A 12,602-nucleotide genomic window follows, 5' to 3' on the forward strand; every position below is an offset into this window, starting at 1 on the left:
TGTCGGTGGGGTTCTCGGAGATCAGGTCAGGCTTTGACATAGGCGCCGAAGTCGGCGGGGCGCTTCTGCGCGAAGGCCGCGGCGCCTTCGAGACCTTCGGGCGACTTGGTGAACAGATCGAGTGCGCTCATCGCGAGGTTGCTCAGGCCGGCCTGGTGGTCGGTGTCGGCGTTGAACGACTGCTTGAGGAATCGCAGCGCGGTCGGTGACTTCTCGGCGATCTCGGCCGCCCATGCCTTGGCCTCGTCGAGCAGATCCGCCGGTGGCACAACAGCATTCACCAGCCCCCACTGTTGCGCGGTCGCGGCGTCGTATTGACGGCACAGGTACCAGATCTCCCGCGCGCGCTTCTCCCCGACGACCCGGGCGAGATACGCCGAGCCGAACCCGGCGTCGAACGATCCGACGCGTGGACCGGCCTGCCCGAACGTCGCGGTATCGGCGGCGATGGACAGGTCGCACAGCACATGCAGGACGTGCCCGCCTCCGACGGCGATGCCGTTGACCGCGGCGATCACCGGCTTGGGGACGTCGCGGATGAGTTTATGCAGGTTGCCGATCTCGAACATGCCGCTCTCGGTGGGGCCGTAGTCGCCGGTCTCGGCACGCTGCTTCACGTCGCCGCCGGTGCAGAATGCCTTGTCGCCCGCGCCGGTGAGGATGATCGCCGACACGCCGGTGTCGGCCCAGGCGCCACGGAATGCCTTGATGAGTTCTTCGACGGTCCGTCCGCGGAACGCGTTGTAGCGGTGCGGGCGATTGATTGTGATGATCGCCGCGCGTCCCTCGACGTCGTAGGTGATGTCTTCGTAGCTGGGCATCGTGATCTCCTTGAGTTCGAAGAATGAATGAATGACCATTCATCTATGAGTGAACGTACATTCATTACTCACTCGATGTCAACGCCGGGGCCGCAATCCGCATGCTGTAGACCGGATCACATGGCATTGATCACGCGCGCCCAGGCGTCGGACCGGTTGACCGCGTGGCGGCGGCGCAGCATCGACAACTCCGACGGCCGGCTGCGTGCATCCGCGGTGGCCGTGACCGTGGTGCATCGTGACGGCGTGGCGGGGATATGGGTGCTCAAGCGTCCGGACTCGATGCGCAACCATGCCGCTCAGTTCGCGTTGCCGGGTGGCCGGCTCGATCCGGGGGAGATGCCGGTCGACGCCGCGCTGCGTGAGTTGCACGAAGAACTCGGCATCGAATTGGGTGCCGATGCGGTCCTCGGCGTGCTCGACGACTACGAGACGCGATCCGGCTATCTGATGACCCCGGTGGTCTGCTGGGTCGACGACGACCCTGACATCACGCCCAATCCCGACGAGGTGGCTCATGTGTTCTTCGTCACATTCGATGATCTTCGGAAGGCGCCTCGCTTCCTCTCGATTCCCGAATCCGACCGCCCGGTGATACAGCTTCCGATCGCAAATGCGCTGGTCCACGCACCGACGGCGGCGGTGATCTACCAGTTCGCCGAGGTGGTACTGGCCGGCCGCGACACTCGGGTCCACGACCTGGAGCAGCCTGTCTTCGCCTGGCGCTGACTCACGGCCGGAACTCTCGGGAATGGATGCGGACCACGGTCCGTTTGAGCTAGTGTCAGGTGAGGCAGCGACGCCCCGCCCCAGACCACCCACCAGCTCGTCCCCAAGGAGTCAGCCATGACCGCAGCAACCGTTACCGCCCCCATCGCCGCAGGCACCTGGACCATCGACCCGGTCCACTCGACCGTCGGCTTCTCCGTCAAGCACCTCATGGTCAGCAAGGTCCGCGGGACCTTCGACACCTTCTCTGGCACCGTCACCGTCGCCGAGGACGGCACCCCGTCGGTCAGCGCCGAGATCTCGGTGGCCTCGATCTCCACCAAGAACGACCAGCGCGATGCGCATATCCGCTCGGCCGACTTCTTCGACGCCGAGAAGTTCCCGACCGCGACCTTCGTCTCCACCTCGGTCGAGGCCAAGGGCGACGACTACGTCCTCACCGGCGACTTCACCCTCAAGGGCGTCACCAAGCCGGTCTCCCTGGCGTTGGAGTTCAACGGCGTGAACCCGGGCATGGGTCACGGCACGGTCGCCGGCTTCGAAGCGACCACCGTCATCAGCCGCAAGGATTTCGGCATCGACATCGAAATGCCTCTCGAAGGCGGCGGCGTCGTGGTCGGCGACAAGATCACGATCAGCCTCGAAATCGAAGCCGTCCAGCAGTAATCACCCCGGGAATCAATCACCCCCGGAACCGACCTGACCGGGTCACCATCGCAAATGGTGACCCGGTCAGTTCTGTCCGACAGGTAATGTTGCGGGAATCAGTGGCCCCTTCGGCAGGAGAACGCGCATGGCCCAGCTGTCCGACGCCGCCGCCGCGGTCGTCGACGCTGGCGCACGCGCCACCAAGATGATGGTGTTCCGCGGCGTACCCGACTTCGACCAGCGCGAATGGTCGTCGTTGACCCTCGCCCAACGGACGCGAATGGCACGGCACGCGACGTGGTTCGCCGGTGCCGCAACCGTCGGCGGCAATGCGCTGATCGGCATCGAGACCGCGGTGATGGTGCTGTTCTCGCTCAACGGCGGTCGACTCTCCTTCGGCGACGAACGACTCCCCAGTCCGTGGATCGTGGCGGCCACGCTGGCCGGTGGCGTGATTCTCAACGCGGTGTTCGGTATGGCGCTTTTCCGTCCGCAGTTGAACTGGTTCATCGCTGGCGAGCCGGCCGATCGAGCCCGACGCCGGGCGGTCGTCGCGATCCCGCAACATCAGGTGTACGCGACGTTCCTGGCCTGGGGGCTGGCCCTGCTCATCTACCTGCTGTGGAATCGTCATCCCGCGACAGTCGAGTTCGCCGCTGTCGCAGGAGCTTTCAGCCTCGCCGCAGTCTCCAGCGCATGCATTACCTACGCCTCCATCGAGCGAGCGACTCGGCCGCTGGTCGTAATCGCGTTGCGCGACAGCCCCATCGAGTATGTCGTGCACAGCGTCCGCAAGCGGATGGTTGTGGTGTGGGCGGTCAGTTCGGCGGTGCCGATGTGTGGACTGCTGATGATCAACGTCGGACGCGGGGTGGGTCTGCTGCCGCCGGTCGCGGGCAGAATCGATTGGGCCACACTGGTTCTGGCCTTGGTCAGTCTCGGTGCGGGCATCCGGGTGATCGCCCTGGTCGGCTCGGCCATCGCCGACCCCACCATCGACCTGAGCAAAGCGGTCGAACGCGTGCGCGGCGGGGACCTGTCCACGCGCGTCGGCGTCTACGACATGTCCGAACTCGGTGTCGTGCAACACGGTTTCAACACGATGGTCGAAGGTCTCGAAGAGCGTGCGCGGGTGCGCGAGCTGTTCGCCCGCCACGTCGGCGATACCGTTGCGGCGCAGGCGCTCGAGGGCGGCGGGGCGGCTCGCGGAATGAAAACCGTTGTGGGCGTGCTCTTCGTCGACATCACCGGATCCACTCGCCTTGCCACTCAACATGATCCGGTGGCGATCGCCGCCGTGCTCAACAGGTTCTTCACGATCGTCGCCGACGTCGTCGGCGACCACGGGGGATTCATCAACAAGTTCGAGGGCGACGCCGCGCTTGCCATCTTCGGGGCGCCCCTGGCGCTGGATTCGCCTGCCGACGCGGCGCTCGGCGCAGCGCGCGACCTGGCCGCCCAGCTCACCCAGTCGCTGGCCATCAGCTGGGGGATCGGCGTCTCCTACGGAACCGTCTTCGCCGGGAATATCGGCGCCGAGACGCGCTACGAGTACACCGTCATCGGCGACCCGGTGAACGAGTCCGCGCGACTGTCCGACGCGGCCAAACGTGAGGGTGTCCCGGTGCTCGCGAGCGGCGCCGCGGTGGCGGCTTCGGGTGAGGAGCGGTCGGGGTGGTCGCTGTTGTCCTCGCGGGTCCTGCGCGGCCGCACCGAGCCCACCGAGTTGTTCGTCCCCGACGACGTGAAGCAGTCCGCTCGACCACCCGCCGCACGGGGCGGTGTCATCGCAGATCTGATGCGGGCTCCCTACCAAGCGATCGTTAGGCGTAGTGTCCACTGAAGGCGCCCGGCCGAGTGATCGGTCGGCCCCTCTTTTGACGCCTCGCACGACAGTGATACAAATAATCAGGTAACAGCCGTTGTCAGAATTCCTCGACGGCTCCTGCAAACCCGTGAAGGGAGCCAGATGGATCTGGAATGGTCCGCCGCGGACATCGAGTTCCGCGACGAAGTCCGAGCCTTCTTGGACGAGAAACTGACGCCTGAATTGCGTCGCACCGGTCGGTTGATGACCAGCGTGTACTCCGATCACGAGGCCAGCATGGCCTGGCAGGCCATCCTGCATGAACGTGGTTGGGACGCACCGGCCTGGCCGGTTCGGTACGGCGGCTGCGACTGGAGCCTCACCCAGCACTACATCTTCTCCCGCGAGCTGACCCTTGCCGGAGCTCCGTCGTTGTCTCCCATGGGAATTCGCATGGTGTCGCATGCGATCATGGCGTTCGGCACGCAGGAGCAGAAAGACTTCTTCCTGCCGCGCATCCTGACCGGCGAGGTGTTCTTCTGCCAGGGGTACTCCGAGCCGGAGTCCGGCTCCGACCTCGCCTCCCTGCAGATGGCCGCCGTCGACGACGGCGACGACCTCGTCATCACCGGCAGCAAGATCTGGACCACCCACGCCGGTGAGGCCAACTGGATGTTCGCGCTTGTCCGCACCTCGCGGTCGGAACGCAAGCAGCAGGGCATCACGTTCATCCTGATCGACATGACCACCCCCGGCGTCGAGGTGCGCCCGCTGGTCATGACCTCGGGCGAGCAGATCCAGAACCAGGTCTTCTTCGACGCCGTGCGGGTGCCCAAGGCCAACGTCCTCGGCCAGATCGACGACGGCTGGACGGTTGCCAAATACCTCCTCGAATTCGAGCGCGGGGGCGGTGCGGCTGCCCCGATGCTGCAGGTCATGCTGCAGAACGTCGCGCAAGCCGCGGCGCATCAGCCCGGCGCCGGAGGTGGCAAGCTCATCGATTCGCCGGCCTTCGCGCATAAACTCGCCGACGCCCGCATCCGCACCGAGGTGCTGGAGATCTTCGAGTACCGGGTACTCGCCGCGGTGGCCGCGGGCAAGAACCCGGGCCCGGCGTCGTCGATGGGTAAGATCCTGGCCACCGAACTCAGCCAGACCATCACCGAACTCGCCATGGAAGCCGCGGGCACCCGCGGTCGTGCGTATCAGCCGCACGCCACCGCGCCGGGCGGACCGATCGCCGAGTTCACGCCGCCCGACGACGGGTACGTCAGCGGTGAGCCGTGGCAGGCCGTCGCGTCGCTGCGCTACTTCAACGACCGTGCCGGGTCGATCTACGCCGGCAGCAACGAGATCCAGCGAAATATCCTCGCCAAAGCAGCATTGGGGCTGTAAGCACACATGGACTTCACTCTCACCGCAGAGCAGCAATTGCTGCGTGACGGACTCACCAAATTCCTCGCCACCCGCTACGACCTCGACGTCAGCCGCGCCGCGGTCAAGACGGGAGCCGGCTGGCAGCCCGACATCTGGCAGGCCTTCGCCGATGAACTCGGCATTCTCGGCGCAACCATTCCCGAAGCCGCCGGCGGAATGGGTGGCAGCGCAACCGAACTCATGGTCATCGCCGAGGCGCTCGGACACGGACTGGTGGTCGAGCCGTATGTCGACACCGTCGTCGTGGCCGCAGGTCTCCTCGAACGCGTCGGCGGCGACCCGTCGTCGGAGCTGTTGGAGAAGATCGCCGCGGGCGGGGCCGTCGTCGCACTCGCCGCCGTCGAGCTGGATTCCGGCGACCCGCGCGAAATCGCGACGACCGCCGTCCGCGACGGCGACGACTGGGTACTGACCGGCGCCAAGATAGTCGTCACCAGCGCACCGCTGGCTAGCCACCTGCTGATCACCGCGCAGACCGACGCCGGGCCGGCGTTGTTCCTCACCGACTTCGACGCAGCCGCACCGGCGCCGGGTCTGGGCGTGCACTCGTTCCGCACCGTCGACGACCGGCTCGCCGCCGACCTCACCTTCGACGGTCTGCGGCTGCCCGCGGCGTCGTTGCTGACCGACTCCGGCGTCGCCGACCTGGTCGACGAGGCCTTCGACCGCGGAGCGGCCGCCGTCTGCGCGGAGGCGCTCGGAGCGATGCGGCGCGTCTTGGACGACACGGTCGCCTACTGCAAGCAGCGCCAGCAGTTCGGGCAGTCGCTCGGCAGTTTCCAGGCCTTGCAGCACCGCATGGTCGACATGCTGATCGAGGTCGAACAGTCATCTGCCGCAGTCGTTTTGGCGGTGCTCAACCTCGACGCCGCGGCCGCCGACCGGGCGCGCGCGGTGTCCGCGGCCAAGGTGACCCTCGGCCGTGCGGCACGTTTCGTCGGGCAGAACGCGGTGCAACTGCACGGCGGGATGGGTATGACCGAGGAACTCGCCGTCGGGCACTACTTCAAGCGACTCACCGCCGTCCAGTACGAGTTCGGGTCGACCGACTTCCATCTCGACCGCTACGCCAGGCTGACGCGCCCGCTCGAGTAGCGCACAAGGCGAGCTTGCTCGCAGTGGTGTGGCGCCAACCCGCTCCCCGAGTGCCGGGGCGAGCTTGCCGGGTTGCGGTGCGGTCCCCGCTCCCCGAGTGCCGGGGCGAGTTTGCCGGGTTGCGGTGCGATGCCCGCTCCCCGAGTGCCGGGGCGAGCTTGCCGGGCTGCGGTGCGATCCCCGTTCCCCGAGTGCCGGGGCGAGCTTGCCGGGGTGCGGTGCGATCCCCGTTCCCCGAGTGCCGTCCCGCTCCCCGAGTGCCGAAGCGAGGAACGAGCTTCGGTGTAGCGAGGGGCGGCGAGACGAAGTTCCCAACTTGCGCCCCGAGGTGACTAGGGTCGTTGACGAACGCCGCTCGCAGTCGCGGGCGGCGCCCGAGGTGAGGGAGAACGGTTCGATGGCGTGGTCGACGGCAGACATTCCTGATCAGAGCGGCCGCAAGTTCGTGGTCACCGGCGCGAACAGCGGACTGGGGGAGCAGACGACGCGGGCGCTCATCGCGGCGGGTGCGACCGTCGTGATGGCGTGCCGCAACCAGGACACCGCCAACGCGCTCGCGGCCAAACTCGGCGAGCGCGCGCACGTCGAGAAGCTCGACCTCGCCGATCTCGCGTCGGTGCGGGCGTTCGCCGAGCGAGTCGGCGAGTTCGACGTCCTCATCAACAACGCCGGGCTCATGGCGATCCCCGAGCGGCGCACCGCCGACGGATTCGAAATGCAGATGGGCACAAATCATTTGGGCCATTTCGCGCTGACCGGTCTGCTGTTGGAGAAAGTGTCCGACCGCGTCGTGACACTGTCGTCGTTCATGCATCAGTTCGGTCGGTTGAACCTCGGTGACCTCAATTGGGAGAAGCGGCGCTACCTGCGTTGGAACGCCTACGCCGACTCGAAGATGGCCAACCTGATGTTCGGCAAGGAACTGGCGCGGCGGCTGGAGACCAGCGGTTCGACAGTGTCGTCGATGATCGCGCATCCCGGCTATGCCGACACCGGCCTGCAGGGACACACCGAGTCGTTCATGGATCAGTTGATGGCCATCGCAGCCAAGACGCCGATGGTGCAATCGGCCGCCGCCGGTGCGCTCCCGACGCTGTATGCGGCGACGTCGCCCGACGCGCAGACGGGCCTGTTCTACGGACCCAAGTTGACCATGGTCGGTCCGCCGCACGTCTCCGGTTACAACGGCAAGGCCAACAACCAGGGAACGCGAAACGCCTTGTGGGACTTGTCCGAAGAGCTGACCGGCGTCAAGGTGCTCTGAGGGGATTCACGCGATCCAACCCGACGCGGGCAATCCCGGCATCGCCGTCGTCAACTCGTCGCGCCATCCGCCCGACCATTCCGTGGCGAAGCACCGCTGCACCAACTCGACCATGATCGGCACCGCCGTCGACGCACCGGGTGAGGCGCCCAGCAGACCGGAGATCCGGTGATCGGCGCTGCTGACCAGCTCCGTGCCCTGCTGCAGCACCCCGATTTCCCGGGGTCCCGGCGTCACCAGCTGTGCCCGCTGGCCGGCCGTGATCGTCTCCCAGTCGGTTGGCAGTGCCGTCGGCAGGTATCTCGTCAGCTGCGCGAATCTCTTTGCGGGAGAGGCGATCAACTCGGTGAGTAGGAACCGAACCAGGGCCAGGTTCGACGCCGCCGCGGTGACGAGCGTCCACAGGTTCGACGGTCGCACGGTGGCGAAGAAGTCGGTGAACCGGCCGTTCTTCAACAGTTTCGTGCTGAACGTCGCGTACGGCCCGAACATCAGGTAGTCGCGGCCGTCGACGGTCCGCCGGTCGAGATGCGGCACCGACATCGGCGGCGCACCGATCGGCGCCTGCCCGTACACCTTCGCTTCATGAGCGCCGACGACGTCGGGCCGCGCCGTTCGCAGGAACGCCGCTCCGACGGGCAGTACCCCGTATCCGCGCACCTCGTCGACCTTCGCGCGCTGCAGCAGCCGCAACGCCTGTCCGCCCGCACCGACGAATACATGTCCACCGCGAATGGTGAATCGCCCATCGGCGCACGCACCGCGCACGACGACGCCGTCCGCGTCCCGCTCGATGCCGGTCACGGTATGCCCGGTCAGCATTCGCGCCCCCGACGAATCGATGAGTTGTCTTGTGAGACAGCCAAAATCGACGTCGGTGCCGGATGTGTGGCGCGTCGCTGCGACGACCGCATCGGGCTCGCGGCCGTCGACGACGAGCGGTGCCCATCGCGCGATCTGATCGGGCGAGTCGGAGAATTCGAGGCCGTCGAACAGTGGAGAAGCGCTCAGCGTTCGATGCCGCGCCCGCAGGTATGCGCGGTCGTCGTCGCCGAACACGACTGTCATATGCGGCACGGAGCGGAGGAACGCGTCCGGGGTGATGAGTCCGCGCTCTGCCAGGTGCGTCCACCACTGGCGGGTCACGACGAACTGTGCGGCGATGGTCTCCGCCTTCGATCCGTCGGACGGATCCGGCATGTAGTTGAGTTCGCAGAATCCGGAGTGTCCGGTGCCCGCGTTGTTCCACGGGTCGCTGCTCTCGGTCGCCGCTGCGTCGGCGCGCTCGAGGATGACGATGTCCCAGTCGGGCTGCAGTCGTCCGATCAGCGAGGCAAGGGTCGCCGACATGATGCCGGCTCCGATGAGGACGACATCGGCGCTGCCGAGGTCATGGGCCGACGGGTGTTTTCTCATGACTCTGATGGTCGTCGCGGACGTATTATCCGTCCAATGTGATTTCGAGGGAATATGATCCGATAGTGGATAGATTGCGGCTGGAGATCGCTCCCCAGCTCGACGCGCTGGTAGGGCTCGCCGCGTGCGCTGAGTCGATGACCGAGGCCGCGACGGCGCTGGGGGTTTCCCAATCGTCGATCAGCAGGCGGCTGCACACCCTCGAACAGCTTCTCGGCATTCCGCTGCTGATCCGCGACGGGCGTAACGTCCGGCTCACCGCGCAGGCCCGCTCGCTCGTCGACGACGTCCGCCGCCCGCTGCTGGAGTTGCACCGCGCGCTCGATCGGGCGGTCGACGACGGCGACCCGGAGACCGGGACCGTCCGCTTCGGTTTTCCGCTGACGATGGGCGCCGGGCTCGTCCCGGAACTGCTCGCGGGGTTCCGCAACCGGCATCCGAGAGTCCGGTTGGAACTCAAACAGGCGCACGGTGCGGAACTGCTCGACGACCTGCGCTCGGGCGAACTCGACCTCGCCGTGACCATCCCGCCCGCGACCGACTTGCCGCACCGGGTGATCGGCACTCAGACGATCGTCGCCGCGCTCCCGCAGCGGCACCGTCTGGCCGGCCGCACCGAGATCGGTCTGGCGGAGTTGGCCGACGACGTATTCATCGCCAACCCGGCCTACTACAACCTTCGCCAGCTGACCGAGAAATGGTGCGGCACAGCCGGTTTCGAGCCACAGATCGTTGTCGAGATCACCGAGTTCGCCACCATCCGGGAGCTCGTCGAACGTGGACTCGGCGTGGCATTGCTACCGGCCGCCGACGATGCCACGCCCGGCGTGTGTGAGGTGCCGATCACCGGAGCGCTCCTGCAGCGCGAGATCGCGCTCGCGTGGCCGTCGTCGATCTTCTCCCCGGTCGTCGAGTCGATGTTCGACTACTTGATGCGCAACCTTCGACGCCCGACGTCGTGACGTGGGAGATTGCTGCGGTCAGTACTTACTGCAACGAGAATCGGATGGCGTTCGACGCCCCGGACACGGCGTCGGTGACGGTGATCGTGTATTCACCCGCCGCCTTGAGGTTGAAGAGCTTGCTGGAGGTGCACAGGTTGGTCCGCACCGTGCCGGTCTTCGCATTGACCTTCGGTCCGGCCACCGCGACGGTCATCTTGCACTCGTTGCTGTCGATTTCTTCGCCGGTCGAAATGGTCGAATTCCACTTGACGCCGATCTGCGAGTTGCGTGGATAGACGCCTTCCTCGGCTGCGACGACGCCCTTGCCGGGCAGCACCCACACGTTGATCGACTTGACGCCGTTCGGCGCGTCGGCGCGGCCCAGCTTGCCGTAGTGCTGCGGTCCCTTCGACGACGACCCGAAGTCGGAACTTCCCGCACTGCCGAACAGATCGCTGGATCCCTCGGCGTGCACCGGAGCGGCGCACACCGCGAATGCGGCGGCGGCAGCGAGTGCGGTGGTTGCGACCTTGAGCTTCATACGTGTACTTCCCCGGCGTCGGATGCGTTTATAACGAAACGATTAAACCACGCTCGACGCCGCTGCTCCGATTCTGTCTTGCGGCCGACTGGTCACCACACGCCGAGCTCGCGGAACTGGATGCTGATCCGCGGGCCGGCGCCTGCGACCTTCGGGATCGCATGTTCCCAGGTCCGCTGGCATGAACCGCCCATCACCAACAGGTCGCCCGGCCCCAGCGTAAGTCGCAGGGACCGGCCGCCGAGAGCGGGCCGTAGCAGCAGCGGGCGCGACGTGCCGACAGACAGGATCGCCACCAGCGTGTCCCGCGTGGCGCTGTGGCCGATCTTGTCGCCGTGCCAGGCGACGCTGTCGTTGCCGTCGCGGTAGAAACACATGCCCGCGGTGGCGAATCCCTGCGGGAGCTCGGGTCGGTAGTGCTCGCTGAGCTGCGTACGCGCCCGGTACAGCGACGGATCGGGTAACGGCATCGTGTGGTCGTAGACGCTGACCAGTCGCGGAACGTCCACGACGCGGTCGTACATCTGGCGCCGTTCCGAACGCCATGGCACGCGTGTGCGCAACCGGTCGAAGAGGATGTCGGACCCGTTCAGCCAATTCGGGTGCAGGTCCACCCAGGCGCCCTGGGTCAACTCGCGCCGGGTGCCTTCGCGGTTCAACTCGCCCAGCGTCGGAGCGTCGGCCGGCTGATCGAAGAGGGAACCTTGAAGCCCGGTGGACATGGCACCAGCGTAGCACTCGGATCGAACAGATATTCGATGAGCTGGTCCGGCACGTCTCGTGCGAGTTGTAGGCATGTTGTACAGCGTTCTGTGAATACAGAAATTCATGTATCGTGCGGTCTGTGGAAACGGTTGCTGCGAGTCAGCGCAATGCGCTGACGAGGTTCGGTTACGCGTTGTCGGATTCGACGCGCACGCAGGTGCTGTTGCGGCTGCGCGGCGGCGGGGCGTATCCCGCGGAGTTGGCCGAGGCCATTGGGGTGTCGCGCCAGGTGTTGTCGAACCATCTTGCTTGCCTTCGGGGCTGTGGTCTTGTTGTTGCGGTGCCTGAAGGTCGCCGCACTCGGTACGAGCTGACCGATGGCCGCATCGCCCACGCATTGGACGACTTACTCGGGTTGGTGCTCGCGGTCGACCCGGCATGTTGTCCGAACTCCGGCGAGCAGGGATGCTGCTGATGGCCTCCGAGCTTGGCCTACCGTCGATGGGTCGATCGGCCCTTGACGCTGATCGTCGGGAGTTGTTGCAGCGCCGCATCCGCTGGTTCGTCGCGGCGACCATCACCTACAACGTCATCGAAGCCGTCATCGCGATCAGCGAGGGGGCGCGCGTGTCCTCTGGGGCACTGATCGGCTTCGGCCTGGATTCCGTCATCGAGGTGTCCTCGGCTGCCGCGGTTGCCTGGCAATTCGCTGGTTCAGACCCGCAACGGCGTGAAAAGGTCGCTCTGCGGATCATCTCATTCTCGTTCTTCGCCCTGGCGGCCTACGTCGGTATCGACTCGCTACGTTCGTTGTTCGGCCTGGGCGACGAGGCGCGGCACTCCTCGATCGGCATCGCATTGGCGGCCGTCAGTTTGCTGATCATGCCGCTGCTGTCATGGGCTGAACGTCGCGCCGGCCGTGAGCTCGGCTCGTTGAGCGCGGTGGCCGACTCTAAACAGACCTTGCTGTGCACCTACCTGTCGGCCGTGCTGCTGGTCGGGTTGGTCCTCAACAGCCTGCTCGGGTGGTCGTGGGCTGATCCGGTCGCGGCGCTGGTCATCGCGGCGATCGCAGTACGCGAGGGCATCAACGCATGGAAAGGCGACACGTGCTGCGCACCGGGCATCGGCCAGCGTGTTGGTGAGCCCGCCGGATGTGACTGCTGCCGCGCGGAGGGGGGCTGGTGATACCCGC

The 12,602-nt window shown here is 66.3% G+C and carries 13 protein-coding genes; 9 read left to right on the forward strand and 4 right to left on the reverse strand.

Features of this window, described 5'->3' with window-relative positions:
• Positions 1 to 26: 26 nt before the first annotated feature.
• Positions 27 to 821 carry an enoyl-CoA hydratase-related protein gene (locus tag HH308_RS09870; RefSeq protein WP_170194023.1) on the reverse strand — a complete coding sequence of 265 codons (795 nt, stop codon included), beginning with the start codon at positions 819 to 821 and terminating at the stop codon, positions 27 to 29.
• 120 nt (positions 822 to 941) lie between these two features.
• Between HH308_RS09870 and HH308_RS09875 the strand changes: the two genes are divergently transcribed.
• From HH308_RS09875 to HH308_RS09900, 6 genes are all read left to right on the forward strand, one after another.
• Positions 942 to 1,550, forward strand: coding sequence for an NUDIX hydrolase (locus tag HH308_RS09875; protein ID WP_170194024.1), 609 nt, complete (start codon positions 942 to 944; stop codon positions 1,548 to 1,550).
• Positions 1,551 to 1,667: 117 nt separating this feature from the next.
• A complete protein-coding gene (locus HH308_RS09880; protein WP_170194025.1) occupies positions 1,668 to 2,216 on the forward strand; it encodes a YceI family protein in 549 nt (182 codons plus the stop codon).
• Positions 2,217 to 2,343: 127 nt separating this feature from the next.
• Positions 2,344 to 4,041, forward strand: a complete 1,698-nt coding sequence (locus HH308_RS09885; RefSeq protein ID WP_170194026.1) for an adenylate/guanylate cyclase domain-containing protein — start codon at positions 2,344 to 2,346, stop codon at positions 4,039 to 4,041.
• Positions 4,042 to 4,167: 126 nt separating this feature from the next.
• A complete protein-coding gene (locus HH308_RS09890; RefSeq protein ID WP_170194027.1) occupies positions 4,168 to 5,400 on the forward strand; it encodes an acyl-CoA dehydrogenase family protein in 1,233 nt (410 codons plus the stop codon).
• Between the two features lie 6 nt (positions 5,401 to 5,406).
• Positions 5,407 to 6,537, forward strand: coding sequence for an acyl-CoA dehydrogenase family protein (locus HH308_RS09895; protein ID WP_170194028.1), 1,131 nt, complete (start codon positions 5,407 to 5,409; stop codon positions 6,535 to 6,537).
• Positions 6,538 to 6,934: 397 nt separating this feature from the next.
• Positions 6,935 to 7,801: an oxidoreductase gene (locus HH308_RS09900; protein ID WP_170194029.1), complete on the forward strand. Its 867-nt coding sequence runs from the start codon at positions 6,935 to 6,937 to the stop codon at positions 7,799 to 7,801.
• 6 nt (positions 7,802 to 7,807) lie between these two features.
• Here the strand turns inward: HH308_RS09900 and HH308_RS09905 are convergent, their stop codons facing one another.
• Positions 7,808 to 9,217, reverse strand: a complete 1,410-nt coding sequence (locus HH308_RS09905) for a malate:quinone oxidoreductase (protein ID WP_170194030.1) — start codon at positions 9,215 to 9,217, stop codon at positions 7,808 to 7,810.
• A 65-nt stretch (positions 9,218 to 9,282) separates the two neighbouring features.
• Between HH308_RS09905 and HH308_RS09910 the strand changes: the two genes are divergently transcribed.
• On the forward strand, positions 9,283 to 10,179 hold the full coding sequence (locus tag HH308_RS09910) for a LysR substrate-binding domain-containing protein (protein ID WP_170194031.1): 897 nt from the start codon (positions 9,283 to 9,285) through the stop codon (positions 10,177 to 10,179).
• Between the two features lie 25 nt (positions 10,180 to 10,204).
• Here HH308_RS09910 and HH308_RS09915 read toward each other — a convergent pair whose 3' ends face one another.
• Together HH308_RS09915 and HH308_RS09920 are read right to left on the reverse strand one after the other, a co-directional pair.
• Positions 10,205 to 10,702, reverse strand: a complete 498-nt coding sequence (locus HH308_RS09915) for a hypothetical protein (protein WP_170194032.1) — start codon at positions 10,700 to 10,702, stop codon at positions 10,205 to 10,207.
• Positions 10,703 to 10,794: 92 nt separating this feature from the next.
• The gene (locus HH308_RS09920) at positions 10,795 to 11,424 is read right to left on the reverse strand and encodes an alpha-ketoglutarate-dependent dioxygenase AlkB (protein ID WP_170194033.1); all 630 of its coding nucleotides are present in this window, start codon (positions 11,422 to 11,424) and stop codon (positions 10,795 to 10,797) included.
• Between the two features lie 122 nt (positions 11,425 to 11,546).
• Here HH308_RS09920 and HH308_RS09925 point away from each other — a divergent pair, with 122 nt between their 5' ends.
• Both HH308_RS09925 and HH308_RS09930 read left to right on the forward strand, forming a co-directional pair.
• The gene (locus tag HH308_RS09925) at positions 11,547 to 11,882 is read left to right on the forward strand and encodes an ArsR/SmtB family transcription factor (protein ID WP_170194034.1); all 336 of its coding nucleotides are present in this window, start codon (positions 11,547 to 11,549) and stop codon (positions 11,880 to 11,882) included.
• Positions 11,882 to 12,595 carry a cation efflux transmembrane domain-containing protein gene (locus HH308_RS09930; RefSeq protein WP_170194118.1) on the forward strand — a complete coding sequence of 238 codons (714 nt, stop codon included), beginning with the start codon at positions 11,882 to 11,884 and terminating at the stop codon, positions 12,593 to 12,595. The genes HH308_RS09925 and HH308_RS09930 overlap by 1 nt, the downstream gene beginning before the upstream one ends.
• Positions 12,596 to 12,602 lie beyond the last annotated feature (7 nt).

It is taken from the genome of Gordonia asplenii (assembly GCF_012933505.1).
GTDB classification, from domain to species: domain Bacteria; phylum Actinomycetota; class Actinomycetes; order Mycobacteriales; family Mycobacteriaceae; genus Gordonia; species Gordonia asplenii.

What these genes read in the sequence shown, in the direction of transcription:
- HH308_RS09870 (WP_170194023.1), bottom strand. Translation starts at nt 821, where the DNA reads ATGCCCAGCTACGAAGACATCACCTACGACGTCGAGGGACGCGCGGCG.
- HH308_RS09875 (WP_170194024.1), top strand. Translation starts at nt 942, where the DNA reads ATGGCATTGATCACGCGCGCCCAGGCGTCGGACCGGTTGACCGCGTGG.
- HH308_RS09880 (WP_170194025.1), top strand. Translation starts at nt 1,668, where the DNA reads ATGACCGCAGCAACCGTTACCGCCCCCATCGCCGCAGGCACCTGGACC.
- HH308_RS09885 (WP_170194026.1), top strand. Translation starts at nt 2,344, where the DNA reads ATGGCCCAGCTGTCCGACGCCGCCGCCGCGGTCGTCGACGCTGGCGCA.
- HH308_RS09890 (WP_170194027.1), top strand. Translation starts at nt 4,168, where the DNA reads ATGGATCTGGAATGGTCCGCCGCGGACATCGAGTTCCGCGACGAAGTC.
- HH308_RS09895 (WP_170194028.1), top strand. Translation starts at nt 5,407, where the DNA reads ATGGACTTCACTCTCACCGCAGAGCAGCAATTGCTGCGTGACGGACTC.
- HH308_RS09900 (WP_170194029.1), top strand. Translation starts at nt 6,935, where the DNA reads ATGGCGTGGTCGACGGCAGACATTCCTGATCAGAGCGGCCGCAAGTTC.
- HH308_RS09905 (WP_170194030.1), bottom strand. Translation starts at nt 9,217, where the DNA reads ATGAGAAAACACCCGTCGGCCCATGACCTCGGCAGCGCCGATGTCGTC.
- HH308_RS09915 (WP_170194032.1), bottom strand. Translation starts at nt 10,702, where the DNA reads ATGAAGCTCAAGGTCGCAACCACCGCACTCGCTGCCGCCGCCGCATTC.
- HH308_RS09920 (WP_170194033.1), bottom strand. Translation starts at nt 11,424, where the DNA reads ATGTCCACCGGGCTTCAAGGTTCCCTCTTCGATCAGCCGGCCGACGCT.
- HH308_RS09930 (WP_170194118.1), top strand. Translation starts at nt 11,882, where the DNA reads ATGGCCTCCGAGCTTGGCCTACCGTCGATGGGTCGATCGGCCCTTGAC.